This window comes from Saccharopolyspora gregorii, assembly GCF_024734405.1.
GTDB lineage: Bacteria > Actinomycetota > Actinomycetes > Mycobacteriales > Pseudonocardiaceae > Saccharopolyspora_C > Saccharopolyspora_C gregorii.
In genome coordinates this window covers 3,569,319-3,595,248 of sequence record NZ_CP059556.1, presented here as the reverse complement: position 1 = coordinate 3,595,248, position 25,930 = coordinate 3,569,319, and the positions used below count along the sequence as shown (strand labels likewise).

Here is a 25,930-nt window from a genome sequence, read left to right as displayed (position 1 = left end):
GGCACCGATGTCCTTCGACAACGCCTACGAAGCCCTCACCGAGGAGGGCGACGCCCGCTGGGCGTTCGGCACCGGCTTCGAGGACCCGCTGTCCGGAGTGGACACCACCCTCCCGGGCGGTGTGGACGGCGCCGTGCTCGCCGCGTACTGCCTGATGCTCGGCGACGACGCGCTGGTCCTCTCGCACCGGTTGCAGGAGTGGTGCACCCGGGCGCCCGAGCTGGAGGACGAGGTGGCGATCGCGAACATCGGCCTCGACCTGCTGGGCCAGGCGCGGCTGCTGCTCGCCCGCGCCGGGAAGGCGGAGGGCCGGGGGCGGGGCGAGGACGACTACGCGTTCTCCCGCGCCGAGCACGAGTTCCGCAACGTCCGGCTCGTCGAGCTGGAACGCGGCGACTTCGGCGAACTGGTCGCCCGGCTGCTGGTGTTCGCCACCTGGCGGCTCGCGCTGCTGCAGCGGCTCACCGGCTCCCGCGACCCGGTGCTGGCCGCCATCGCCGACAAGGGCGTCAAGGAGGTCACCTACCACCGCGACTACGCCGCGCAGTGGGTGGTGCGCCTCGGCGACGGCACCGACCACTCCCACCAGCGCGTCACCGCTGGGCTCGCGGCGGTGTGGCCGTACGTGGCCGAGCTGTTCACCACCCATCCCGTGGAGGAGGCGCTCGCGGCGGACGGCGTCGGCGTCGACCCGGCCGGGCTGCGCGCCGAGTTCGACGCGGTGCTGGCGCAGGTGTTCGCCGCCGCGACGCTGGCCGAGCCGGACGCGGCACCGATCGCCGGGGTCTCGAACCGGACGGGCCGCGACGGCGTGCACACCGAAGCGATGGGATTCCTGCTGGCCGAGCTGCAGAGCGTGGCCCGGGCGATGCCGGGGTCGACGTGGTGACCGGCCTGCGGCAGGACGCGCGCACCGTCGCCGCGGCGGTGGTGGACCCGGAGCTGCCGATGCTCACCCTCGCCGACCTCGGCGTGCTGCGCGAGGTGTCGGAGTCCGGCGGCCGGGTCGTCGTCACGATCACGCCCACCTACTCGGGCTGCCCGGCGATGGACACCATGCGCGACGACCTGGAGCACGCGCTGCGCGGCGCCGGGTACGACGACGTGGAGATCCGCACCGCGCTCACCCCGGCCTGGAGCAGCGACTGGATCAGCGCGGACGGGCGCCGCAAGCTCGCCGAAGCGGGCATCGCCCCGCCCGGCACCGGGCCGCGGCCGGCGGCCGGGCCGATCCCGCTGACCCTCGGCCCGGCCGTGCGGCGGGTGTCCTGTCCGCGGTGCGGTTCCCCCGACACCGTCGAGGTGTCCCGGTTCGCCGCGACCGCGTGCAAGGCGCTGCGCCGCTGCCGCTCCTGCGCCGAACCGTTCGAGCACGTGAAGGAGATCTGACGTGAGCACCCCCGTTGCGTCCCGGCTGCGCGGTGAGTTCCACGTGCTGCGCGTCGCCGACGTCTCCCGGCTGTGCGACGACGCCGTGGCGGTGACCTTCGCGGTGCCCGACGAGCTCGCCGGGGCGTACTCGTTCCGCGCCGGGCAGTCGCTGACGCTGCGGCGCACCGTCGACGGGCGCGAGGAACGGCGCTCCTACTCGATCTGCTCCCCGGAAGGGACCGCACCGCGGATCGGAGTGCGGGAGGTCCCCGACGGGTTGTTCTCCACCTGGCTCGTGCGCGACCTGCGCCCCGGCGACGAGGTCGAGGTCGGCACGCCCACCGGGAACTTCACTCCGGAACCGGACGTGCCCGGCAGGCACGTGCTCATCGCCGCGGGATCCGGGATCACGCCGGTGCTGTCGATCGCGGCGACGGTGCTGCGGGATCCCGACGCCTCGGTGACGCTGCTGTACGGCAACCGGCGGGCCGACACGGTGATGTTCGCCGACGACATCGCCGACCTGAAGGACCGCCACCCGGCGCGGCTGGAGCTGATCCACGTGCTGTCCCGGGAGCCGCGCGAGGCCGAACTGTTCACCGGCAGGCTCGACCCGGAGAAGCTCGCCGCGCTCGGCCCGCTGCTCGGCGAGCTCGACGCGGTGGACCACTGGTGGCTGTGCGGGCCGTTCGAGCTGGTCACCGCTGCCCGCGACCACCTGGCCGGCGCCGGGGTCGCCGAGGACCGCATCCACCTGGAGCTGTTCTTCGTCGACGACGCCCCGCCCGCACCGGTGCGGCATCCGGACGCGGCGGTGGGCGGCGCGGCCAGCGAGGTCACCGTCGTGCTCGACGGCCGGAGCACCACGACCTCGCTGCCCCGCGATGCGTCCATCTTGGACGGTGCGCAGCGCTCCCGGCCCGACCTGCCGTTCGCCTGCAAGGGCGGGGTGTGCGGGACCTGCCGCGCGTTGGTCACCCGCGGCGAGGTCGACATGCGCCGCAACTTCGCCCTGGAGCGGTCCGAAGTGGACGCGGGCTTCGTGCTCACCTGCCAGAGCCTGCCCTGCTCCGACGAGGTCACCGTGGACTACGACGCGTGACGAGGGCTCCCGCCGCGCGAAGGGGGACGACGTCCTCGGCCGCGCGCTGGACCGCTCCCGGCCCGCCGCTACCCACGACGAACGCGGCCTCGCCCGGCACCGCTGACGTCGGCGATCACCGCTGCTCGTCGAGCCATTCGGCGTGGAAGGCGGGCAGGTCGGAGGCCTTGCCGCGGAATTCGGGCGCGCGCTTCTCCCGGAAGGCGGCGACGCCTTCGGCGCCGTCGCCGATGCTGGTGTAGAACATCGCGAGCGAGTCGAGCCGGTGCGCGTCGCGCGGGTGCGCGAGGGCGCTGCCGCGGCGCATCAGCTGGCGGGTCAGCGCGGTCGCGACGGGCGAGCGGTCCCTGGTCCAGGCGTCGGCGAGCCGCAGCGCCTCGTCGAGCAGCGCGTCGGGCTCGTGCACGGCGTTCGCGAGCCCGGCTTCCGCGGTGGCCGCGGCGTCGAGGATGTCCGCCCGGTACACCAGGTCCAGTGCCCGGGGCAGTCCGACGATGCGCGGCAGGAACCAGGAGGACGCGGCCTCCGGCACGATGCCGAGCCGCCCGAACACGAGGCCGAAGCGCGCCCTGCTCGACATCAGGCGCGCGTCCATCGCCAGCGTCATCGTCGCCCCGATGCCCACGGCGGCGCCGTTGATGGCGGCGATGACGGGCTTGGTGCAGTCGTGCACGGCGAGGGTGACGCGGCCGCCGGTGTCGCGGATGCGTGCCAGCTCCGGATCGGACAGGTCGGCCAGGTCGGTGAGCGTCGGCCGCTTCGACTCGTCCAGGCCGAACACGTTGCCCTCCGCGCTGAGGTCCATGCCGGCGCAGAAGGCGCGCCCGGCACCGGTGACGACGACCGCGCGCACCGAGTCGTCGGCGGCGGCCCGGACGAAGGTCTCCTCCAGCTCGTCGGCCATGGTGACGGTGAAGGCGTTGAGCTGGTCCGGGCGGTCCAGCGTGACGACGAGGACGCCGTCGGTGCGGTCGTGGCGGATGGTCTGCATGGTCGGTTCCTCCTGGTCACGCCGGTGTGATCGCGTCGCCGAGCCGGTGGTGCGCTCCGCGCCACCGCCGGTGCTCCGCTGCGGGCGGGCCCCGGGGCGGGTACCAGCCCACCACACGTCGCGTGCCGCGCGGTGCGCACCGCGTCCTCAGCCGCGGGCGGGGGAGGGGACCGCCGCCGGTGCCACGTCGCGCAGCGCGCGGGTGCCGAGCACGGCCGCCAGCACCAGCACCCACACCCCGGCGACGCTGAGCCCGGCGAGGACCGGCGTCCCGTGCTCGGCCACCACCCCGGCCAGCCCGATCCCGGCGGGGGCGGCGACGGTCAGCAGTGTGGTCTTGAGGCTGAGCACCCGCCCGCGCACCGCACCGCTGGTGCGTTCGACCTGCAGCACCCCGACGACCGCGCCGACCACGGAGTTGCCCAGGCCGAGCAAGGCGGCGCCCGCGAACACCGCGGCCGGGGCGAGCAGGGACGCCATCAGCAGGAATCCGGCGGTGGTGAGGGCGAATCCGATCGACAGCCACGTCCGGGTGCCGAGCCGCCGCCCGACGGCGCCGTAGAGCGCCGCGCCGCCCAGCATCCCGGCGGCGAGCGCGGTGAGCACCAGCCCGAGCAGGTCGGGCCGGGCGATGCGGTCGAAGTACAGCGGCATCACCAGGCCCTGCAACCCGCCGAGCGCCACGGCGAGGCCGACGACGATCCCGGACGTGCCGAGCAGGAACCGGCTCCGCCCCACCACGGCGAAGCCTTCGCCGAGTTCCCGCAGCACCGAGCGGCGCGGCGCCGCGGTGGCCTCGACCGCGCCGAGCCCGCGCGGCAGCGTCCGCGTCAGCAGCGCCGCCGCGGCCGAGGTCCCCGCGGTGATCCACAGCACCGAGGTGGCGTCGAAGGTGGCGAGCAGCAGGCCGGCCGCCGCCGGGCCGACCACCAGGGCCGCGGAGGTCGTGGTCTGGCGCAGGCCGATCAACCGGGTCAGGTCGATCCCGGCGTGCCGCGCCACCGCGGGCGCGAGCACTTCGCGCGCCGTCGTGCCGGGCACGTCCCCGAACGAGCCGAGGATCCCCAGCAGGACGAACCAGGTCAGGTTCAGGCCCCAGAGCAGGTCGACCAGGGGCAGCGCGGCGACCGATGCGGCGGAGACGAGGTCGGAGACCGCCGAGGCGGTGCGCCGGTCGACCCGGTCGATCACGACTCCGCCGAGCAGGCCGACCACCACGGCGGGGATCGCGGTCGCCCCGGCGAGGACCGCGGTGCCCAGCGGGCTCCCGGTGGTCTGCAGCACGATCAGCGGCAGCGCGACCGCGGCGATCCCGTTGCCGAGCAGGCTCAGCAGGTGCGAGGCGAGGTAGGTGGCGGCGGTGAGCGGCATGCGCCCAGCACACGCCCGGCCGTCGCGGCACGGTCAAGCGGATTCCCGCCCGAAATCCCGTCGCGGCGAGTGATCCCGGACACCCGTCCGGCCGATGTGGACGGTGGCGAGGTGCCGCCCGCCCGGTACGGGTCCCGAACACGAGCAGGTCCGCCCGTGCGGCACGGGCGGACCTGCGTCGAGCGGAACGGGTCAGCGGCTCGCGGCCACCGCCCGCCGGTTCTCGTCCTCCGGCACCTTCAGGTAGCCGACCATGATGAACGCGGCCACGTAGAGCAGGACGAACGCCCACACCACGCCGGAGTTGCCGAGCCCGATGCTCAGCACCACGGCCGGGACGGCGGCGCCGAGGAACGCGGCGCCCCCCGCCGCGGTGGTGTACATGGCCATCGCCGCGCCCTTCTGCTCGGGGGCGAGCGCCGGCATGATCGCCCCCATCGGGACGAACCCGGCGAGCAGCGCGCCGAACAGGCAGCCCGCGGCGGTCGCGGCCCAGAATCCCCACGTCGATCCCGCGGGGACCAGGTGCGCCACGTACCACCAGGCGAGCAGTCCGACCGCGGACCCGAAGACGCCGAACCACTGCACGGTCCGCCGCCAGCCCCACTGGTCGCCGATGGCGCCGAACACGGCGTTGAGCAGGATGTTCGACGCGTAGACCAGCGTCGTCATGACCAGCCAGCGCGACTGCCCCCAGCCGAGCTCGTCGGCGATCACCGTCGGCAGGATGATGAACATGCCGTACTGCGGCGCGGTGTTGATCAGCCGGACCAGGAAGCCCATCAGGATCTTCGGCCGGCGCGCGGTGAGCCGCAGCCCCGCGGTCAGCACCTCGGTGGTCGAGAGTTCCGCGGCGGCGACGCGGCGGTCGCCGCGCGGGTCGCGCACCGCGAACTGCCCGATCAGGAAGCCGATCACCACGAGCGCGATGGAGGCGACCATCGCCCCGGTCTCCCCGCCCGTTCCACCGCCGAAGAGGGGGATCATGCCCAGCGCGTACAGCGAACCCAGCGTGGGCAGGCCGCCGGTGAACATCACGTAGAACCAGCCGACGGCCTTGCCGTTGCGCTCCACCGGGGTGACCACGTTGACCCACACCAGGAACGCGAACGCGAACAGCGGATAGCCGAACCCGCGCAGGAAGTAGGTCAGGAACACCAGCGGCATGCTGCCGGTGCCGAGCGCCAGCAGGAACAGCGCCTCGAACACCACCCACACGGCGGCGCCGAGCTGCATCACGCGGCGCGGCCCCCACAGGTCGGCCAGCACGCCGGACAGGTAGCTGCCCACCAGCACGGACACGCCGTACATGGAGATGAGCGTGCTGACCGTGGCCGCGGGGCTGCCCAGCACCGTCTCGATGTGCGGTGAGATGAAGTTGGTCTCGGTGCCGTTGCCGGTCATGAAGACGAGCACGGCGAGGAATCCCCAGCGCAGCGAGTGCGGGATGCCGACCCGGTCGAGGAACGTCTCGCGCTGCGCGCCGGTGGTCTCGGTGGTGGTCATGTTCGTCCCGCCCTTCACGCGTTGGGCAGGATCGAGACCTTGACCGACGCACCCGAGGTGTCGGCGACCAGGTCGAGGGCCTGCTGGAACTCGCTCAAACCGAGCTGGTGGGTGCAGATCTCGTCGACCGGGATCTTGCCCTGCTCCAGCAGCTTGATCGCCGCGGGCCAGCAGTGCGGCCCGAGGTGCGCGCCGAGGACGTTGAGCTCCTTGTCGTCGGAGATGATCGACCAGTCGACCGTCACGTCCGAGCCGAACACCGAGTACTCCACGTAGGTCCCGAGCTTGCGCAGCAGGTTCAGCCCCTGCCCGACCGCCGGGGTGGCACCGGTGCCCTCCAGGTAGACGTCGGCGCCGTAGCCCTCGGTCAGTTCGGCGACCTTGGCGACCACGTCGTCCTTCAACGGGTTGAAGGTGACGTCGGCGCCGCAGCGGCGGCCCAGTTCGAGCTTGTCGTCGTCGAGGTCCAGCGCGACCAGCGTCATCGGGTTCTTCTGCCGCGCACCGGCGATCAGGCCGAGGCCGATGGGGCCGCAGCCCGCGACGACGACCACGTCGCCGAACTTGATGTCGGCGCGCTCCACCGCGTGCAGCGCGCAGGACAGCGGTTCGGCGTAGGCGGCGTGCTCCGGCTTCAGGTCGTGCGAGACCTTGTGCGCGCGGGCCTTCTTCGGCACCAGCGTGTACTGGGCCATGGCGCCGTGGTAGTTGCGGAAGCCGAACATGTCGTGCGGCCCGCACATCCAGTACTCGCCGCGGCGGCAGTACCGGCACTCCTCGCAGGGCACGATCTGCTCGCAGGCGATCCGGTCGCCGACCTCCACCTTGTGGTGCCGCAGCGCCTCCTCGTCACCGGACACGACGGTGCCGACGAACTCGTGGCCGGGGATGATCCCCTTCTGCGCCCAGGCGGCGCGGTTCTCGTCGCCCCAGAACTTCGCGGCGCCGTGGTAGCACTTCAGGTCGCTGGCGCAGACGCCGACCGCTTCCACTTCGATCAACAACTCGCCCGCGGCCGGTGCGGGGACGTCCACCTCTTCCAGGCGGTAGTCCTCCGGGCCGTGGACGACGACAGCCGACATCCGGCTGGGAATGGGGTTCGGCACCTTTGCCTCCAGTGGTTCCACTTCTCGATCATCGATCCGCCCGCGGGGCGGATCATCTCCGTTGCCAGGGCGGGCTGCTGCCTGCGATGACGCGGTGCACTCCGCCATCGCGGGCGCCCAGCGGGCCGCGGGTCAACGGGGGAGCGGCGACCGGTGCGGCCGGGGCGGGCCGGACGGGCGGACTCTGCGCAGATGTCCGCTCCTCCGGCGCCGTCCCGGGCCACCCGGTTCCGCCGGATCGCCGCTGCTGCCCCGCCCGGCGGGCCGGTTCGGGGGAGCGGGGTACGGGGTGACCCGGCCGTACCGGGCCGGCGAGGCGCCGATCAGCCGGGCGCTCGTGGGCCGGGTCGTGCCCGAGGCGAGGGGCCGGGCAGCCTCGACCGGAGGCGGTGGTTCGTCCCCACCGCCCGGCCCGGCTCCGGTGAGCCGGTCCTGTCGCGTTGCCGTGCACTGCTCTCCTCGCGCGTCGGACCCCGATGTCGACGAGGTGCTACCTTCGGACCCGCCCCGCTCATCAGTCAACACCGGCCGCTCATATGAGCGGTCGTCACGCCAGTCGGGAGTCCAGGTGGGTCCGGAGCGCCAGATGCTGGCCGCGCTCGTCGCGACGAAGCACTACTTCGAGAAGCGGACGAAGTCCCAGATCGCGGAGGACCTCGCGCTGTCGCGGTTCCAGGTGGCGCGGCTGCTCGACGCCGCGCACGCGGCGGGGATCGTGCGCATCACCGTCGAACTCCCGTCCGGTGTGGACGCCGGGCTCTCGGACCGGCTGCGCCGCCACTTCGGGTTGAAGCGGGCGCTCGCCGTGGTCACGGCCGACGACGCGGCCACCCGGCGGCGCCAGCTCGGCAAGGTCGCCGCCGAGCTGCTCGGCGACGTGGTGACCGAGGACGACTGCCTCGGCGTCGCCTGGGGCCGCACGCTCGGTTCGATCCCCGAGTCGCTGACCGAGCTGGCGACCTGCCCGGTGGTGCAGCTGACCGGGGTCGCCGGTTCGGTCTCGGAGAACACCGTCGAGCTGGTGCGGCAGGTGTCCGCGGTCAACGGCGGCCCGGCGAGCCCGATCTACGCGCCGTTCGTCGTCGCCGACACCACCACGGCCCGCGGGCTGCGCAGCCAGCCCGGGATCGCCCGCGCGCTGGAGCTGCACCGGACGGTGACGCGGGCGGTCGTGGGCGTCGGCAGCTGGGACCCGCCGGATTCGAAGATGCACGATTCGCTGCCGGTGGAGGAGCGGCGGGCGCTGCTCGCCAAGGGCGTGCAGGCCGAGGTGTGCGGGACGCTGCTCAACGTGCAGGGCGGCGTGGTCTCCGGGCTGGAGGACCGCTGCATCGCGATCCCGGCGGAGCTGCTGCGCCAGGTCCCGGAGGTGATCGCCGTCGGCGGCGGTGCCACGAAGACCAAGGCGATGCTCGCGGCGATCCGCTCCGGCCTCATCCACGGCCTCGTCACCGACGCCACCGCCGCCGAGGAGCTGCTCGCGCTCGGGTGAGCGGCCGGGTCCGCCGCTAGCGGACGCCGACCGCCTCGCCCCGCGCGCTCGTCTTCGGGGAGCTGCGCGCCGCGGCGCGCAGCTGGTGAGACCGTCCGCGCGGCGGCGTCAGGACCTGTGCCGCACCGGTTCGGGCAGGAAGGTGCCGCGCTTGAGACTGCGCTCGATGGTCTCCAGCGACCGGCCCTTCGTCTCGGGCACGCGGAGCAGCACGACCACCCAGGCCAGGACGTTCAGCGCGGCGTAGACCAGCATCGCCCCACCCAGGGTGAGCGCGTTGACGAGGGTGAGCGCCGTCGAGGTGACCAGCAGGTTCGCCCCCCACAGCGCGGCGGCGTGCAGGCCGGTGGCGGCGGGCCGGATCCGCAGCGGGTAGATCTCCGAGCCGATCAGCCAGCCGACGACCTGGATGCCGCCCGCCTGGAAGAACATGAACGCCAGCAGCAGCGCCAGGGCGAGCCACGGGTCCGGCCGCTGGCCGGAGACCAGGAACAGCAGCCCGAACAGCGCGATCGAGATCGCCGACCCGGGCAGCATGGTCAGCATTAGGCTGCGGCGGCCGATCCGGTCGACGACCAGCTTGCCGACCAGCGTCATCACCACGTACACGACGCCGACGCCGACGTTGGCCCACAGCGAGAACCCGGACGAGAAGCCGACCATGGTCAGGATGACCGGCGTGTAGTAGATCATCATCTCCAGCCCGGTGATCTGGGTGAAGATCGCGACCGCCAGGCCCGCGACCAGCGCCGGGCGCAGCCACTTCTCGCCCAGGGCCGACCACGGGCCGCCGCGGGCTTCGTTCTCCCGCTGGAGCACGTGCTCGATCCCGCGCACCTCGCGGTCGGCGGCCGGACCGTCGGGCCGGACCCACCGCAGCACCATCCGCGCCGCGTCGACGTGGTCGTGGTGCACGAGCCAGCGCGGGCTCTCGGGGGCCCGGAGCATGCCGAGGACCAGCAGGCCCGCGGGCACCACCGCGACCATGATCTTCCAGTGCCAGCCGGCTTCGCGGAACACCACGTTGACCAGCGCGGCGGCGAGGATGCCGATGCCGATCGCGACGTTGAAGAAGGTGACGAAACCACCGCGGCGCTCCGGCGGGGACAGCTCGGCGATGTAGGTCGGGATGGTCTGGGTGCAGCCGCCCACCGCCAGCCCCAGCAGCAGCCTGCTGCCGATCAGCGTCAGCGGTTCGGGGGAGAGCCCGGCCAGCACCACGCCGACCGCGAAGATCACCGCGACGGTGATGATCGTCGACCGGCGGCCGAACCGCATCGCGAACCAGCCCGCGCCGAGCGCGCCCACCACCGCGCCGACCAGGATCGAGGCGGTGATCACCTCTTCGATGGTGTGGCCGGGGATGGTGGCGCCGAACAGCCGGTAGGACTCGGTGATGCCGAAGTCCTGGGCGATCTGGATCAGGGTGCCGGAGATGACCCCGGTGTCGTACCCGTACAGCAGGCCGCCCAGCGCGGCCACGAACGCCACGTAGTACACGTTCCGGATCGGATCCCCCGCGGGCGTCCGGGTGGGCACACCACGCAGGTCCCGCTCCGCCGCCGACAGGTCCGGCTCCTCGTCGAAGCCCGCGAGCTCCGGGTCGTCGGATCCGCCGTGTTGTTCGGACATCCGCACTCCTCGCAGGCGCTGGAGGGCCGTGGCGGATGCGATGCTATGGCGCCCCGCCCCTGGTCGCAGCGCTGGCAACGTGCTGGTGCCGGAGCGCGGGCGCGGCCTCCGGTCCGCCAGGCCCCCGATGTCCGGGACCACGCACCGAATCTGATTTTGTCCAAGGGATTGTTAACAATCGTGTTCATAGTTTAGGTTGCTCGGCATGCCCACGGAGGACGCCGCACCCGCGGCACCTCGGAGGAGGAATGCCATGCCCGCCGACGCCGGACCGGCCGCGCGCTCGCACCGCCGCGGCGCGCAGACCGCGGTCCCGTGCCTGTTCCTGCGGGGCGGCACCTCGCGGGGACCGTTCTTCGACGAGCGGGCGCTGCCCGCGGACGTTCCCACCCGCGACGCCGTGCTGCTGGCCGCGCTCGGTTCCCCGGACGAGCGGCAGATCGACGGGCTCGGGGGAGCGCACCCGCTGACCAGCAAGGTCGGGATCGTGCGCCCGGGCGAGCGCCCCGGCGTGGACGTGGAGTGGACGTTCGGCCAGGTGCAGCCCGGCGGGAGCACCGTCGACACGACCGCGAACTGCGGGAACATGCTCGCCGCGGTGCTCCCGTTCGCCGTCGAGACCGGCATGGTCGTCCCGGACGCCGACCGCACCACCGCCCGCGTGCTCACCCGCAACACCGGCATGGTCGCCGAGATCACCGTCCGCACCCCCGCCGGACCGGACGGGACCAGGCACGTCGAGTACGCGGGCGACGCGCGCATCGACGGCGTCCCCGGCACCGCCGCGCCGGTCGAGATCGGGTTCCTGGACACCGCGGGCTCGGTGGCCGGTTCGCTGCTGCCGACCGGGAACACGCGGGACACCGTCGACGTCCCCGGGCTCGGCGCGGTGGACGTGACGCTGATCGACAACGGGCAGCCGCTGGTGGTCGTCCAAGCCGCGCGGCTCGGCTCCACCGGCTACGAGGACCCCGCCGAGATCGACGCCGACGCGGAGCTCCGGGCGAAGGTGGAGGCGCTGCGGCTGGTCTGCGGCCGCGCGATGGGGCTCGGCGACGTGGAAGCGAAGAACTACCCGAAGATGACGCTCGTCGCGCCGCCCCGGCACGGCGGCGACCTGTCCACCCGCAGCCTCATCCCGCGGGTCGCGCACCGCTCGATCGGCGTGCTGGCCGCGGTCACCGCCGCCACCGCGTGCGTACTGGAGGGCAGCGTCGCCCGCGAGGTGGCCGCCGAGGTCCGCGGCACCGAACCCACCGTCTCGGTGGAGCACCCGTCCGGCGAGTTCAGCGTCACCCTGGGGCTCGACCCCGCCGAACCCGGCCGGGTGCTGCGCTCGGGACTGCTGCGCACCGCCCGCCTGCTGATGTCCGGCGAGGTCCTGGTACCCGCCGCCCTCTGGAATCCCGCTGCCGAGGAGCGTTCCGCGTGATCATCGACGTGCACGGCCACTACACCACCGCCCCCGAGCCGCTCGGCCGCTGGCGCGACGCGCAGGTCGCCGGGCTGGCCGACCCGGCGCTGCGGCCCGACCCGGCGGGCCCGGTGATCAGCGACGACGAGATCCGCGAGTCCCTGGAAGCCCACCAGCTGCGGCAGATGGACGAGCGCGGCATCGACGTCACCGTCTTCTCCCCGCGCGCCTCGTTCATGGCGCACCACGTCGGGGACTTCGCGACCTCCGCGGCGTGGGCGCGGATCTGCAACGACCTGTGCCACCGGGTCTCGGAGCTCTACCCGGAGCGGTTCGCGCCCGGTGCGATGCTGCCGCAGTCGCCCGGGGTCGATCCGGCGACGACCCTGCCCGAGCTGGAGCGGGTGGTGCGGGAGCTCGGCGCGGTCGCGGTGAACATCAACCCCGACCCCTCCGGCGGGCACTGGACCGCCCCGCCGCTGACCGACCGGCACTGGTACCCGGTGTGGGAGAAGCTCGTCGAGCTGGACGTGCCCGCGATGGTGCACGTCTCCACCAGCTGCAACGCGGCGTTCCACACCACCGGCGCGCACTACCTCAACGCCGACACCACCGCGTTCATGCAGCTGCTGCAGGGAGATCTGTTCGCCGACTTCCCCGAGCTGCGCCTGGTGATCCCGCACGGCGGCGGCGCGGTGCCCTACCACTGGGGCCGGTTCCGCGGGCTCGCCCAAGCGCTGGGCAAGCCGGAGCCGGAGGAAGCGCTGCTGGGCAACGTCTTCTTCGACACCTGCGTCTACCACCAGCCGGGTATCGACCTGCTGCTGGACGTGATCCCGCACGAGTCGGTGCTGTTCGCCTCGGAGATGGTCGGCGCGGTGCGCGGCATCGACCCCCGCACGGGGCACCACTTCGACGACACCCGCCGCTACGTCGAGCGCGCCGGGCTCACCGCCGAATCCCTCGCCGCCATCGAGGCGGGCAACGCCCGCCGCGCCTACCCCCGGCTGGACGCGCGCCTGACCGCGCAGGGCCGCTGAACCGAAGGAGCACCGTGCACGAACTCGGAATCGTCCACCGGACCGTCCAGCGCGCCGACCCGGACGCCGTCGAAGCCCTCGCGGAGTTCGGCGTCGCCACCGTCCACGAGGCGCTGGGCCGGGTCGGGCTGCTGCGGCCCTACGTCCGCCCCGTCTACGAAGGGGCGCGGGTCTGCGGCACCGCCGTCACCGCGCTGCTGCAGCCCGGGGACAACTGGATGCTGCACGTCGCCGCCGAGCAGGTGCAGGAGGGCGACGTGCTGGTCGCCGGCTGCACCACGGAATGCGAGGACGGCTTCTTCGGCGAACTGCTCGCCACCTCGCTGCGCGCCCGCGGCGCGAAGGGGCTGGTCATCGACGGCGGTTGCCGCGACGTCGACGAGCTGCGCGCCATGGACTTCCCGGTGTTCTCCCGCGCCATCAACGCGAAGGGCACCGTCAAGGCCACCCTCGGCTCGGTGAACGTGCCGGTCGTCGTCGCCAACGCGCTGGTCGAACCGGGCGACGTCATCGTGGCCGACACCGATGGTGTGGTCGTGGTGCCCGCCGCGAAGGCATCGGAGGTGGCGGCGGCCGCCGCGAAGCGGGAGGCCGGGGAAGCGGGCAAGCGGGCGCGGTTCCAGGAGGGCGAGCTCGGCCTGGACCTCTACGGCATGCGCCCGAAGCTCGAAGCCATGGGACTGACCTACCGGGACTGAACTCCGGGTCCCGGAGCGGGAACCGGCGATCCCGTGCAACGACGCACGCCGCCACGGCGGCAGGAGGAGAACCCCATGAGCACCGAAGTCACCCCGGGGTGGCTGCCCTGGCACCCGGAACCGAGCACTCCGGCGTTCGTCCCGCCCGCGGGCTCGGTCGACGCGCACTGCCACGTGTTCGGGCCCGCCGCCCGCTTCCCGTTCGCCGCCGAGCGCAAGTACACCCCGGTCGACGCGGGCAAGGAGCAGCTGGTCGCGTTGCGCGACCACCTCGGCCTGTCCCGCAACGTGATCGTGCAGGCCACCTGCCACGGCACCGACAACAGCGCCCTGGTCGACGCGCTGCGGGCCTCCGGCGGCCGAGCCCGCGGGGTGTCCGCGGTGGACGGTGACGTCACCCGCGCCGAGCTGGAGCGGCTGCACGCGGCCGGGGTGCGCGGGGTGCGGTTCAACTTCGTCAAGCGGCTCGTCGACACCGCGCCGACCCGGACCCTGCGGGCCATCGCCGAGAAGATCGCGCCGCTGGGCTGGCACGTGGTGCTCTACTTCGAAGCCCGCGACCTGCCCGACATCGAGGAGTTCGCGCCGAGCCTGCCGGTGCCGATCGTGATCGACCACCTCGGCCGCCCCGACGTCGCGCAGGACCCGGACGGGCCGGAGTTCGGCCGGTTCCTGGAGTTCGCGGACCGCCACCGCGCGTGGGTCAAGGTCTCCTGCCCGGAACGCCTGTCCCGCACCGGCCCGCCCGCGCTCGACGGGCAGCGGCACGCCTACGCCGACGTCGTGCCCTTCGCGCGCCGCGCCGTCGAGGCCTTCCCGGACCGGGTGCTGTGGGGCACCGACTGGCCGCACCCGAACCTCACCGACCACATGCCCGACGACGGGCTCCTGCTCGACCACGTCCCGCGGATCGCGGTCACCCCGCAGCAGCGGCAGGCGCTGCTGGTGGACAACCCGATGCGCCTGTACTGGCCGGACGAGCAGGCCTGATCCACGGCCGGGCGACGAAGCCCGGCCCGCCCCGAGGAGACCGCAGTGCAGCACCCCGTCAACGGCGACGAACGGGCCGCGAACTCGGCGAACCGGCTCGACCGGTTGCCGATCTCCCGGTTCCACCGGACCACGATCGCCGCCCTGGCGTTCGCGTACTTCTTCGAGTTCGCCGACATCAACACCTTCGCCATCACCGCGCCGAAGGTCCGCGAGCAGTGGGGCGCCGACGTCGGCCACATCGCCTACGTGACCTCGCTGTCGTTCGTCGGCATGTTCCTCGGGTCGGTGGTGGCCGGTGGGATGGCCGACCGGCTGGGCCGGAAGCGGACGCTGACGTTGACCACGGTGTGGTTCTCGGTGTGGTCGCTGGCGACGGTGTTCGCCTGGGACATCGCCTCGATGGGCGTGTTCCGGGTGCTGACCAGCGCCGGGCTCGCCGCGATGACCGTGGTCGCGGTCGTGTACCTCAACGAGCTGTTCCCGCGGGCGAAGCGCGGCAAGTTCCAGGCCTACGTGATCATGATCGGCATCTGCGGGACCCCGGTCACCAACCTGATCGCCGCGCTGGTCGTGCCGATGGGGGAGCAGACCTGGCGGCTGGTGTACCTGTGGGGCGCGCTCGGCGTGCTGTTCCTGTTCTTCCTGCGCAAGCTCGTCGAATCCCCGCAGTGGCTGGAGAACCGCGGCCGCCGCGAGGAGGCCGAGGCGGTCCTGCGGCGGCTGGAGGACGAGGCCGTCGACGAGCACGGCGCCCTGCCCGCCGCCGCCGAACCGGTCGCGGCGGCGGCCACCGCGAAACCGGGACTGCGCCTGCTCAAGCAGCGCAAGTTCCTGTTCCCGACCGTGCTGCTCTCGGTCCTGTGGATCACCCAGACCATCGGGTTCTTCGGCTTCTCCTCGTGGGCGCCGACGCTGCTGGCCGCCGAGGGCGTCAGCGTGGAGGACTCCATCTTCTTCGTCGCGCTCACCACCGTCGGCGCGCCGCTCGGGTCGTTCCTGGCCGCGCAGGTCACCGATCGGTTCGAGCGCAAGTGGGCGCTGGTGGTCTTCGGCCTGATCATCGCCGGTTCCGGGCTGCTGTACGGGTTGACGTTCCTGCCGGTGCTGGTCGTCGTGTTCGGCTTCCTGGTGAACCTGTTCGAACGCGGCTACACCTCGCTGGCCTACGCCTACTCGCCGGAGCTCTACGACACCGGCGGCCGGTCGCTGGGCACCTCGATCTCCTACGGGCTGGGCCGGTTGTCCAACGCCTTCGGGCCGCTGATCATCGCCGCGCTCTACAGCGGCCACGGTTACCGGACCGTCTTCTACTTCATCGCGGGAACCTGGGTGGTGGGGGCGATCGCGCTGGCGCTGTTCGGACCCGCCACCCGCAAGATCCGGCTGCGCGCCGAGTCGGCGGCGCCGGAACCCGCCACCGGTCGCTGAACCCTTCGGAGGAGAGGTCGCATGAACCCGGTCCCGGAAGAGCCGGTCCAGGAGAACCCGGCCCAGGAGAGCCCGCTCCCGGAACACCCCGTCTCGAAGAACCCCGTCCCGAAGAACCCCGTCCCGGAGCAGCTCACCACCCTCGCGCGGATGGTCGCCGACACGCCCACGCGCCCGCCGCTCGGCGACGTCGCCCACCTCGGGCACGTCCAGCTGTTCACGCCGTGCCCCGCGGACACGGTGGCCTTCTGCACCGAATTCCTCGGGCTCACCACCACCGCGCAGGACGGGGACCACACCTACCTGCGCACCTGGGACGACTACGAGCACCACAGCCTCGTGGTGACCCGCCGCGACCGGCCGGGCGTCGGCCGCACCGCGCTGCGCTGCTCCTCCGCCGAAGCCCTGGAGCGCCGCACGGCGGCGGTGCGGGCCGCGGGCGGCAGCGGGCGGTGGGTGCGCGACGAACCCGGCATCGGTCCACTGTGGACCACGGTCGACCCGGACGGGCACGAGATCGCGCTCTACCACGAGACGTCCTGGTACGAGGCGCCCGACGAACTCGCGCCCGCGCTGAAGAACCAGCCGCAGGCCAAACCCGGCCACGGCGTCGGAGTCCGCAGGCTCGACCACGTCAACTACCTCGCCGCCGACGTCGCGCGGGCCAGCGGCTTCCTCGTCGACGTGCTCGGTGCCCGCCCCACCGAGCAGATCCGGCTGGACGACGGCGAGATCGCCGCCCGCTGGCAGACCTTCACCCAGAAGTCCTACGACCTCGTGCACACCAAGGACCACACCGGCTCCTCGGGACGGCTGCACCACATCGCCTTCGCCACCGACACCCGCGAGGACGTGCTGCGCGCCGCCGACCTCGCCGTCGACACCGGCGTGTTCATCGAGACCGGGCCGCACAAGCACGCCATCCAGCAGACCTTCTTCCTCTACGTCTACGAACCCGGTGGCAACCGGGTCGAGCTGTGCAACCCGCTGACCCGCCTGGTGCTCGCCCCCGACTGGCCGCTGATCACCTGGACCGAGCGGGAACGGGCGCGGGGCCAGGCCTGGGGTCTGCAGACCATCGAGTCCTTCCACACCCACGGCACTCCGCCGGTCGACTGATCCCGCGTCGTCCGGCGGTTCTCCGGCCGGACCGTTCGAAGCTCGGCAGTTCTCCACCTCGACAGGTCCCCACCCGGTAGTGCACAGGTCGGCAGCGAGGAGCCCGCCATGAACCGGACCACGACCACCCCCGACCCGACCGCCCGGCGGCGCGCGGTCGTCATCGCGCTGTGCTGGGCGCTGGTGCTGCTCGACGGCATCGACACCTTCGTCTACGGCTCGGTGCTGCCCGAGATGATCGGCTCCGGGCAGCTCGGGCTCACCGACGCGACCGCAGGCGAGATCGGCAGCGCCACCACCTTCGGGATGCTCGTCGGCACCGTCCTGTCCGGCACCGTCACCCGCTGGGTGGGGCGCCGCCCGGCGGTGTTCGCCTCGGTGGCGCTGTTCACCGCCGCGACCCTCGGCTCCGGGCTGGCCGGGAGCGCGGTCGTGTTCGGGTTCTGCCGGCTGCTGTGCGGTTTCGGGCTCGGTGCGCTGCTGCCGATCGCCATCGCCTACGGCATGGAGTTCTGGCCGGGGAACCGCCGGGCGCTGGCCACCGGGGTGATCATGACCGCGCACCAGGCGGGCGGGGCGCTCGCGCCGCTCATCGCGCTGGTGCTGGTCGACACCGCCGGGTGGCGCTGGGTGTTCGTCGCGGGCGCGGTGCCCGCGGTGGTGCTGTTACCGGTGGCGGTCCGGCTGCTGCCGGAGTCCCCGGCGATCCTGGCCGGTCGCGGCAGGTCGCAGGAGGCGGCCGCGGTCTCGGCCGAGCACGGCCTCGCCTCGGCCGCTCCCGTCCCGGCCGCTCCCGCACCGGAGCGGCCGGACCGCTGGGCGGGCCTGCGGGCGCTGTTCCGCGGCGGGCGGTGGCCGGTGACTCTGTTGTTCTGGCTCACCTCGTTCGCCGGGCTGATGCTGGTGTACGGGGTGGGGCAGTGGCTGCCGAAGATCATGGGTGACCTCGGCTACGAGACCGGTGACGCGCTGCTGTTCTCCACCGCGCTCAACGTCGGCGGCATCGTCGGCATGGTCGTGGCCGGCCGGCTCGCCGACCTGGTCGGGGCGCGGCGGATCGTGGTCGCCTGGTTCGCGCTGACTGCGGTGTTCGTGCACCTGCTGGGCGTGCACCTGCCGGTGGCGGTGCTCTACGTCGTGGTGTTCTTCGCCGGGCTGCTGCTGTTCAGCGGGCAGAGCATGGTCTACGCGGCCGTCGGCGCCCACCACGACGCGGGCGACCGGGACACCGCGCTGGGCTGGGTGGCCGGGATGGGGCGGTTCGGCGCGGTCTTCGGGCCGTGGCTCGGCGGTGCGCTGCTCGCCGCGGGCCGCGCCGACCTCGGTTTCACCGCGTTCGCGGTCACCGGCCTGTTCGGTGCGGCGATGATGGCGCTGGCGAGCCTGACCATCCGGTTCCGCGGTCCGCGCTCCTCGCGGCAGCGCTCCGAGGCCGGCGGTTAGACTCGGTGGACAAAATTGTTCGCAATCATCGGTACGGGGTAGGCCAGTGACGACAGCGAAGCGCGACTCCGGGCGGTCGGCGGTGGTCGACGAGATCCGGGACGCGATCACCCGCGGCGACTTCGCGCCCAACCAGCGCCTGGTGGAGGCCGAGCTCTCCGAGCAGTTCGACGCGGGTCGCGGCGCGGTCCGCAACGCGCTGGTGCAGCTGGCCACCGAAGGCCTCGTGGAACGCGTGCAGAACCGCGGCGCCCGGGTGCGCGCCGTGCCGCTCGACGAGGCCATCGAGATCACCGAGGTGCGGATGGTCGTCGAAGGCCTGTGCGCGGCGCGCGCCGCCGAACGCGCCACCGACGACGACAAGGCCGAGCTGCGCGAGATCGCCGAGCAGATGCGGGCCGCGGTCGCCGGCGGCGACGTGTGGGGTTACTCGGAGCTGAACAAGCGGCTGCACTCCCTGGTCCTGCGCGTCAGCGGGCAGCGCACGGCGCACGAGGTGCTCAGCAGGCTGCGCGGGCAGAACGTGCGCCACCAGTTCCGCCTCGCGCTGCACCCCGGCCGCCCCGGCGTGTCGCTGCCGCAGCACCTGGCGATCGTCGACGCCATCTGCGCGGGCGACCCGGTGGCGTCCGAGCAGGCGATGCGCGAGCACCTGCGCAGCGTCATCGACGCGCTGCCCGAAGTGGACGGGACGCGGATCAGCGCGCTCTGACCTCACCGGGCCGGTAGGTGCGGGGTTCCGCGGTCGACCGGACCAGCGCCCGGAGCGATTCCAGGCCACCGGTCAGCAGCCCGGCGGCGCGGGCCTGCACGAGGACGTTGCCGAGGGCGGTGGCCTCGACCGGCCCGGCGACGACCGGTCGTCCGGTGCGTTCGGCGGTCAACCGGCACAGCAGCTCGTTCCGCGCCCCGCCGCCGACGACGTGCACCGCGGACAACGCGCGTCCGGTGAGGATCTCCAGCCGCGCCACGGATTCCGCGTACGCGGACGCGAGGCTCTCCAGGATGCAGCGGGTGAACTCGGCGCGGTCGCGGGGAACCGGCCGGTCGTGCTCGGTCAGCCACGCGGTGATGCGCGCGGGCATGTCGCCGGGCGCGAGGAACCGCGGGTCGTCCGCGTCGAACTCGGCCACCGGCGGCACCTCGGCGGCCGCCGCCAGCAGCGCGGGCAGGTCCACGGCCGGTCCGGTGCGCTCCCACTCCGCGACGCATTCGGTCAGCAGCCACAGGCCCATCACGTTGTGCAGGTACCGGATCCGCCCGTCGACGCCGAGCTCGTTGGTGAAGTTCGCGGCCCGGCCCGCCTCCGACAGCAGCGGGCGCTCCAGCTCGACGCCGACCAGCGACCACGTCCCGCAGGAGATGTAGGCGAACGACTCGTCCCGGGCGGGCACCGCGACCACCGCGGAGGCGGTGTCGTGCGACCCGACCGCGGTGACCGGCACGCCGGTGTCGAGCGCACCGATCCGCTCACCCGGCGACACCAGCGGCGGCAGCAGCCCGCGGTCGTGGCCGAGGCGCGCCGCCAGCGGCTCCGACCACTCGGCGGTGCGCACGTCCAGCAGCCCCGTGGTGGAGGCGTTGGTGCGTTCGGCGACCTGCTCGCCGGTCAGCCAGTACGCCAGCAGGTCCGGCAGCAGCAGCATCCGCTCGGCCACCGCCAGCAGCCCGCTGCGCCGGTCCGCGGCCAGCTGGAAGATCGTGTTGAACGGCAGGTGCTGCAACCCGTTGACCTCGTACAGCTCCGCCGGCCCGATCACCGAGTGCACGTCGGCCACGGCGGCGGTGGTGCGCTCGTCCCGGTAGTGGTGCGGCGTCCCGAGCATCCGGCCGCCGCGCAGCAGCGCGTAGTCCACCGCCCACGAGTCGATGCCGACGCTCACCGGATCCGCTTCGCGCGCCGCCAGCTCCAGAGCCGCGCACACCTGCCGGTGCAGCTCCAGCACGTTCCAGTGCAGCGACCCGCGCACCCGCACCGGCCCGTTCGGGAACCGGGCGAGCTCGCGCATCCGCAGCTCGCCCGGCCCGGCGTGCCCGAGCACGACCCGCCCGCTGGTGGCGCCGAGGTCGACGGCGGCGACGGTGCCGCTCATCGCAGGAACGCCGCGGCGACCCCGGCGTCCACCGGCACGTGCAGCCCGGTGGTGTGGCTGAGGTCGCCGCCGAGCAGCGCGAACACCGCGTTCGCCACGTGCTCGGGCAGCACCTCGCGCTTGAGCAGGGTGCGCTGGGCGTAAAACTCGCCCAGGTCCTCCTCGGCGACGCCGTACACCTGCGCCCGCTGCGCGCCCCAGCCACCGGCGAAGATCCCGCTGCCGCGCACCACCCCGTCCGGGTTGACGCCGTTGACGCGGACGCCGTGCCCGCCGAGCTCGGCCGCCAGCAGCCGCACCTGGTGCGCCTGGTCCGCCTTGGTCGCCGAGTAGGCGATGTTGTTCGGCCCGGCGAACACCCCGTTCTTCGACACGACGTAGACGACGTCGCCGCCGAGCCCTTGGTCGATCAGCACCCGCGCGGCCGCCTTGCTGACCAGGAACGAGCCCTTCGCCATCACGTCGTGCTGCAGGTCCCAGTCGGCGGCCGTCGTCTCCAGCAGCGGTTTCGACAGCGACAGGCCGGCGTTGTTGACCACCACGTCGAGCCCGCCGTACGCGAGCACCGCCGCGTCCACGGCGGCGCGCACCGCGTCCTCGTCGGTGACGTCGGCGCCGACGCCGATCGCCACGTCGGCGGACCCGAGCTCGGCCGCCGCTTCCCGGGCCTTCGCGGCGTCGAGGTCGGCGAGCACCACGGTGGCGCCGTCGCGGGCGAGGCGGGCGGCGGTGGCCTTGCCGATGCCGGAGGCCGCCCCGGTGACCAGCGCGACCTTCGTGGCGAGCGGTTTCGGCGCGGGCCGCCGCCGCAGCTTCGCCTCCTCCAGCTCCCAGTACTCGATGCGGAACTTCTCCGCCTCCTCGATGGGGGAGTAGGTGGACAGCGCCTCCGCACCGCGCATCACGTTGATCGCGTTCACGTAGAACTCGCCCGCCACCCGGGCGGTCTGCGCGTCGGCGCCGTAGCTGAACATGCCCACCCCTGGCACGAGCACGATCGCCGGGTCGGCGCCGCGCATCGGCGGCGAGTCCGGGGTGGCGTGCCGCCGGTAGTAGGCCGCGTAGTCCGCGCGGTACCGCTCGTGCAGTTCCCGCAGCCGCGCCACCGATTCCTCGACGGTCGCGGTCGCGGGCAGGTCCAGCACCAGCGGCGCGACCTTGGTGCGCAGGAAGTGGTCCGGGCAGCTGGTGCCGAGCGCCGCCAGCCGCGGATGTTGCGCGCGGGACAGGAATTCCAGAACCTCGGGCCCGTCGGTGAAGCGACCCACCTGCCGCCGGTCGGTGCTGACCAGCCCGCGCAGCACGGGGGCGAGCGCCGCTGCCCTGGCCCGGCGCTCCGCGGCGGGCAGCGGTGCGTACCCGTCGAGGACCGCGCCGAACGGCTCGGGCCTGCCGTGCTCGGCGATGTGCTCGGCGGCGGTGTCGATGATCCACCGTGAGTTCCGCTCGCACTCCTCGGCGGTGCCGCCCCACGCGGTGATGCCGTGCCCGCCGAGGACGGTGCCGACGGCCCGCGGGTGGGTGCGCCGGATCTCGGCGATGTCCTCGCCGAGCTGCCAGCCGGGCCGCCGCCACGGCACCCACACCACCCGGTCGCCGAAGATCTCCTCGGTCAGCCGCGGCCCGTCGGCGGCGGTGGCGATCGCGATGCCGCTGTCCGGGTGCAGGTGGTCCACGTGGCAGGCGTCGACGAGGCCGTGCATCGCGGTGTCGATGGACGGCGCGGCACCGCCCCTGCCGTGCAGCACGTGGTCGAACGCGGCGACCATCTCGTCCTCGCGGTCCGGTCCGGGGTAGACCGCGGACAGCGCGCGCAGCCGGTCCAGCCGCAGCACCGCCAGCCCCTGCTCGGTGAGGGTGCCCAGGTCGCCGCCGGAGCCCTTCACCCACATCAGGTCCACCTCCTGCCCGGTGACCGGGTCGAGATCGCGGCCCTTGGCGGAGGTGTTGCCGCCGGCGTAGTTGGTGTTGCGCGGGTCGGCGCCCAGCCGGTTGCTGCGCGCGATCAGGTCGTGGACGGTGCGGTTCGGCATGGTCTCCTCTCCTCGGGCGGGCATCAGGCGCCCCACCCGGCCTGCGCGCCGCCGGTGCGCTGTTCGGCGAGCAGCCGCTGGTGGCCGGATTCGGCGTAGGCGCGCAGCGGGTCGGCGGGCAGCCCGCGGGCGGCGCGCCACTCGGCCAGCGCGGGCCGGACGTCGGTGTGGAAGGCGTCCATCAGCACGTCGTTGGCGCCGAGCACGTCGTGCTCCTCCTGCGCCGTCGCCAGCGCCGCGCGGTCCACCAGCAGCGCGCGGGCCGTCATCTCCTGCACGTTGAGCACCGAGCGGATCTGCGCGGGGATCTTCTCCTCCACGTTGTGGCACTGGTCGAGCATGAAGCGCACCGGCGAGCCCTCGTCCAGCCCACCGCCGGCCACCACCTCGTGCAGGATCCGGAACAGCTGGAACGGGTCGGCGGCACCGACGATCAGGTCGTCGTCGGCGTAGAACCGCGAGTTGAAGTCGAACGAGCCGAGCTTCCCGAGCCGCAGCAGCTGCATCACGATGAACTCGATGTTGGTGCCCGGCGCGTGGTGCCCGGTGTCCAAGCAGGTGAAGGCCCGGTCGCCGAGCGCGCTGACCTGCACGAACGAGGTTCCCCAGTCGGGGACGTCGGTGTGGTAGAAGGCCGGTTCGAAGAACTTGTACTCCAGCACCAGCCGCTGGTGCTCGCCGAGCGCCGCGTAGATCTCGGCGAGCGAGTCGGCGAGCCGGTCCTGCCGGGACCGCAGCGAACCCTGCCCCGGGTAGTTGGTGCCGTCGGCGAGCCAGATCTTCAGGTCGGTGGACCCGGTCTCGTGCATGATCTCGATGCACCGCAGGTGGTGGTCGATCGCCTTGCGCCGCACCGCGGCATCGACGTGGGTGAGGCTGCCGAACTTGTAGTCGGCGTCCTGGAACGTGTTCGAGTTGACGGTGCCCAGCCGCACCCCGAGCCGTTCGGCGTGCGCGCCGAGCGCGGCGAAGTCGTCCACCGCGTCCCACGGGATGTGCAGCGCGACGGCGGGGGCGAGGCCGGTGAGCTCGTGCACCGTGGCGGCGTCGGCGATCTTCTCCTGCGGGGTGCGCGGCGTGCCGGGGGTGCCGAACACCTTGAACCGGGTGCCGGAGTTGCCGAAGGCCCAGCTCGGCAGTTCGATCGCCTGCCGCTCCAGGGTGGGGGTGATCTCCTGGAACGTGGTGGTCATGGCTGTGCTCCTTCGTGCCGTGCGTGTTCGTGCCGGGCGAGCTGGTCCGCCAGGTGGAAGACCTCGGGCAGCGCGGTGGTGTTCTGGTCGGCGCGGCCGCCGTCGCCGACGAACAGGTCGGCCATGTACCGCTCCCAGCGGGCGGCGACGGGGGAGGCGGCGAGGTGGGCGTCGGAGTCGGCGACCGAGTCGGTCTCGTAGTAGCCGATCAGCAGCCCGTCGGGCCGCAGGAACAGCGAGTAGTTCCGCCGCCCGGAGGCTTCGAGCTCGCGCAGCATCTCCGGCCACACCGCGGCGTGCCTGCGCAGGTACTCGTCGATCCGGTCCGGATCGACCTGCAGCTGGAAGCAGACGCGGGTCACGGCGCCACCACCGCCCCGCCGGTGGTCCCGGAGCCGTACCGCTCCCGCTCGATCTGCTCCAGGCTCTTGCCCTGGGTGCGCGGCGCCCAGACGGTGCCGATCAGCAGCGAGCCGAGCAGCAGCCCGAGGATGAGGGTGCCGAGCCCGCGCAGCCCGATCTGGGTGAGCAGCGCGGGGAATCCGACGCTGAGCAGCCCCACCAGCACGCGGGCGGCGAGGAACAGCACGCCCTGCGCGCTGGCCCGGTAGCGGGTCGCGAACAGCTCGCTGGCCCACAGCCCGTAGAACGCCTGCGCCCCGATGCCGGAGGACACGCCCCAGCCGATGGCGAAGAACAGCAGGGTGGCGGTGCCCGCGGGCGCGTAGATCAGCGCGGCCCAGGCGAGCACGCCCAGCGCGGCGCCCGCGCAGTACAGCCACCGGCGGCTGACCCGGTCGGCGAGCAGCATGAACCCGAAGTAGGTGGCCGCGCTGGTGCAGCCCCACACCAGCACCTGCAGCAGGTACTGCTCGGTGGCGGAGGTGAGCCCGACGGCCTCGTACATCCGCGGCTGGAAGATCCCGGCCTGCCCGGCGACCCCGTTCCACAGCGCGTACACGCCGAACAGGAACAGCATCGCCAGCAGGTTCGTCCGCCGGGTGAACAGGCCGCGCAGGCTGCCGGCGAAGGTGACCTGCCCGGATTCGGCGTTGCGGTTGCGCCACACCGTCGATTCGGCGAGGCCGCGCCGCACCCACCAGGTGACCGCGGCGACGACGAACAGGTGCAGGAAGATCAACCGGCTGCCGAGCAGCCCGAGCGGGGCGACGACGACGGCGAGCAGGTAGCCGAGCGTCGGCCCGATCGACCAGGCGAGCTGCGCGGCACCGACGTGCGCGGCCCGCCGGTCGGGCGGCGCCTCCTCGGCGATGTAGGTCCAGGAGGCGGTGACCCCGGCGCCGACGGCGATGCCGGTGAGCACGAACGCGGTCAGCAGCATCCCGAACGAGGTGGCGAACACCGCGATCAGCACGCCGAGCATGTAGAGCAGCAGGTCGTAGGTGTAGATGAACTTCCGCCCGTAGCGGTCGCACAGCGGTCCGCCGATGGCGGCACCGGCGGCGGCGCCGAAGGCGTTCGCGCTGAGCGCGGCGAGCAGCCCGACGGCCAGGTCGTCCAGCCCGAACCGGTCCTGCCAGAGCCCGAGGCTGGTGGCGATCGCGATGATCGAACCGGCTTCGATGTAGTTCGACATGGCCACGGCGATGGTCGCGCGCCAGCCGGTCGTGGTCTTGCTACCGAATCGGACCCCCATCGGTCCTCCTGTCCATCGGCGGTGATGCGCAGGTTCGGGGCACGCGGCACCCGGGTGATAAAACGTTTCAATCGATGGCTTGCACGATAGGAGGAGGCGCGGAGCCGGGGCAAGGCCCGTCCGGGTGCCGGTCGATCGGCCGTAGCGTCGCGATCGGTCGCCTGGCACGCGTTCGGGCGCGGCCGGTTCGATCAGCGGACTGGTCCGGCCGGGTGCAGGCCGACGCCTGCGTGTCTGTGTAACGTTTC

The 25,930-nt window shown here is 73.1% G+C and carries 22 protein-coding genes; 12 read left to right on the top strand and 10 right to left on the bottom strand.

Going from position 1 to position 25,930, the window contains the following annotated elements:
- Window positions 1-7: 7 nt before the first annotated feature.
- Genes paaC through paaE form a run of 3 tightly spaced genes read left to right on the top strand, consistent with a single transcriptional unit; the run spans window position 8 to window position 2,473 of the window.
- Window positions 8-889 carry a 1,2-phenylacetyl-CoA epoxidase subunit PaaC gene (paaC, locus tag H1226_RS15600; RefSeq protein ID WP_258341369.1) on the top strand — a complete coding sequence of 294 codons (882 nt, stop codon included), beginning with the start codon at window positions 8-10 and terminating at the stop codon, window positions 887-889.
- Entirely contained in the window at window positions 883-1,389 is a 507-nt protein-coding gene (paaD, locus tag H1226_RS15595; RefSeq protein WP_258341368.1) for a 1,2-phenylacetyl-CoA epoxidase subunit PaaD, read from the top strand. Before paaC ends, paaD begins: the two co-directional genes overlap by 7 nt.
- A 1-nt stretch (window position 1,390) precedes the next feature.
- Window positions 1,391-2,473 (top strand): 1,2-phenylacetyl-CoA epoxidase subunit PaaE, encoded by a 1,083-nt coding sequence (gene paaE / locus H1226_RS15590; RefSeq protein ID WP_258341367.1) that lies wholly within the window; start codon window positions 1,391-1,393, stop codon window positions 2,471-2,473.
- A 115-nt stretch (window positions 2,474-2,588) separates the two neighbouring features.
- Here paaE and H1226_RS15585 read toward each other — a convergent pair whose 3' ends face one another.
- The 4 genes from H1226_RS15585 to H1226_RS15570 all read right to left on the bottom strand — a co-directional run bounded on the left by H1226_RS15585 (window position 2,589) and on the right by H1226_RS15570 (window position 7,423).
- Entirely contained in the window at window positions 2,589-3,464 is an 876-nt protein-coding gene (locus H1226_RS15585) for a crotonase/enoyl-CoA hydratase family protein (protein ID WP_258341366.1), read from the bottom strand.
- 147 nt (window positions 3,465-3,611) lie between these two features.
- On the bottom strand, window positions 3,612-4,835 hold the full coding sequence (locus H1226_RS15580; protein WP_258341365.1) for an MFS transporter: 1,224 nt from the start codon (window positions 4,833-4,835) through the stop codon (window positions 3,612-3,614).
- A gap of 192 nt (window positions 4,836-5,027) precedes the next feature.
- Entirely contained in the window at window positions 5,028-6,341 is a 1,314-nt protein-coding gene (locus H1226_RS15575) for an RbtT/DalT/CsbX family MFS transporter (RefSeq protein WP_258341364.1), read from the bottom strand.
- A 14-nt stretch (window positions 6,342-6,355) separates the two neighbouring features.
- The gene (locus H1226_RS15570) at window positions 6,356-7,423 is read right to left on the bottom strand and encodes an alcohol dehydrogenase catalytic domain-containing protein (RefSeq protein ID WP_255614502.1); all 1,068 of its coding nucleotides are present in this window, start codon (window positions 7,421-7,423) and stop codon (window positions 6,356-6,358) included.
- 592 nt (window positions 7,424-8,015) lie between these two features.
- On the opposite strand from H1226_RS15570, the gene H1226_RS15565 reads away from it, so the two are divergent.
- Complete coding sequence (locus H1226_RS15565) at window positions 8,016-8,939, top strand: sugar-binding transcriptional regulator (RefSeq protein ID WP_258341363.1); 924 nt, start codon at window positions 8,016-8,018, stop codon at window positions 8,937-8,939.
- Between the two features lie 108 nt (window positions 8,940-9,047).
- Here the strand turns inward: H1226_RS15565 and H1226_RS15560 are convergent, their stop codons facing one another.
- Window positions 9,048-10,571, bottom strand: coding sequence for a sugar porter family MFS transporter (locus tag H1226_RS15560; RefSeq protein WP_258341362.1), 1,524 nt, complete (start codon window positions 10,569-10,571; stop codon window positions 9,048-9,050).
- A gap of 253 nt (window positions 10,572-10,824) precedes the next feature.
- On the opposite strand from H1226_RS15560, the gene H1226_RS15555 reads away from it, so the two are divergent.
- The 8 genes from H1226_RS15555 (at window position 10,825) to H1226_RS15520 (ending at window position 19,418) form a co-directional block, all read left to right on the top strand.
- The gene (locus H1226_RS15555; protein WP_258341361.1) at window positions 10,825-12,003 is read left to right on the top strand and encodes a 4-oxalomesaconate tautomerase; all 1,179 of its coding nucleotides are present in this window, start codon (window positions 10,825-10,827) and stop codon (window positions 12,001-12,003) included.
- Complete coding sequence (locus H1226_RS15550) at window positions 12,000-13,025, top strand: amidohydrolase family protein (RefSeq protein WP_258341360.1); 1,026 nt, start codon at window positions 12,000-12,002, stop codon at window positions 13,023-13,025. The genes H1226_RS15555 and H1226_RS15550 overlap by 4 nt, the downstream gene beginning before the upstream one ends.
- 14 nt (window positions 13,026-13,039) lie before the next feature.
- Complete coding sequence (gene ligK, locus H1226_RS15545; protein ID WP_258341359.1) at window positions 13,040-13,723, top strand: 4-carboxy-4-hydroxy-2-oxoadipate aldolase/oxaloacetate decarboxylase; 684 nt, start codon at window positions 13,040-13,042, stop codon at window positions 13,721-13,723.
- A 75-nt stretch (window positions 13,724-13,798) separates the two neighbouring features.
- Window positions 13,799-14,713: an amidohydrolase family protein gene (locus H1226_RS15540; RefSeq protein WP_258341358.1), complete on the top strand. Its 915-nt coding sequence runs from the start codon at window positions 13,799-13,801 to the stop codon at window positions 14,711-14,713.
- A 45-nt stretch (window positions 14,714-14,758) separates the two neighbouring features.
- Window positions 14,759-16,144: an MFS transporter gene (locus H1226_RS15535; RefSeq protein ID WP_258341357.1), complete on the top strand. Its 1,386-nt coding sequence runs from the start codon at window positions 14,759-14,761 to the stop codon at window positions 16,142-16,144.
- 21 nt (window positions 16,145-16,165) lie between these two features.
- A complete protein-coding gene (locus H1226_RS15530) occupies window positions 16,166-17,263 on the top strand; it encodes a VOC family protein (protein ID WP_258341356.1) in 1,098 nt (365 codons plus the stop codon).
- 108 nt (window positions 17,264-17,371) lie between these two features.
- A complete protein-coding gene (locus tag H1226_RS15525; protein WP_258341355.1) occupies window positions 17,372-18,706 on the top strand; it encodes an MFS transporter in 1,335 nt (444 codons plus the stop codon).
- Window positions 18,707-18,752: 46 nt separating this feature from the next.
- Complete coding sequence (locus H1226_RS15520; protein ID WP_258341354.1) at window positions 18,753-19,418, top strand: GntR family transcriptional regulator; 666 nt, start codon at window positions 18,753-18,755, stop codon at window positions 19,416-19,418.
- Here H1226_RS15520 and H1226_RS15515 read toward each other — a convergent pair.
- Genes H1226_RS15515 through H1226_RS15495 form a run of 5 tightly spaced genes read right to left on the bottom strand, consistent with a single transcriptional unit; the run spans window position 19,405 to window position 25,682 of the window.
- Complete coding sequence (locus H1226_RS15515) at window positions 19,405-20,799, bottom strand: rhamnulokinase (RefSeq protein WP_258341353.1); 1,395 nt, start codon at window positions 20,797-20,799, stop codon at window positions 19,405-19,407. The two genes, H1226_RS15520 and H1226_RS15515, sit on opposite strands and share 14 nt — an antisense overlap.
- Window positions 20,796-22,832: a bifunctional aldolase/short-chain dehydrogenase gene (locus H1226_RS15510; protein ID WP_258341352.1), complete on the bottom strand. Its 2,037-nt coding sequence runs from the start codon at window positions 22,830-22,832 to the stop codon at window positions 20,796-20,798. The genes H1226_RS15515 and H1226_RS15510 overlap by 4 nt, the downstream gene beginning before the upstream one ends.
- A 23-nt stretch (window positions 22,833-22,855) precedes the next feature.
- Complete coding sequence (gene rhaI, locus H1226_RS15505; protein WP_258341351.1) at window positions 22,856-24,025, bottom strand: L-rhamnose isomerase; 1,170 nt, start codon at window positions 24,023-24,025, stop codon at window positions 22,856-22,858.
- Window positions 24,022-24,387, bottom strand: coding sequence for an L-rhamnose mutarotase (locus tag H1226_RS15500; protein WP_258341350.1), 366 nt, complete (start codon window positions 24,385-24,387; stop codon window positions 24,022-24,024). Before H1226_RS15500 ends, rhaI begins: the two co-directional genes overlap by 4 nt.
- The gene (locus H1226_RS15495) at window positions 24,384-25,682 is read right to left on the bottom strand and encodes an MFS transporter (RefSeq protein WP_258341349.1); all 1,299 of its coding nucleotides are present in this window, start codon (window positions 25,680-25,682) and stop codon (window positions 24,384-24,386) included. Before H1226_RS15495 ends, H1226_RS15500 begins: the two co-directional genes overlap by 4 nt.
- Window positions 25,683-25,930 lie beyond the last annotated feature (248 nt).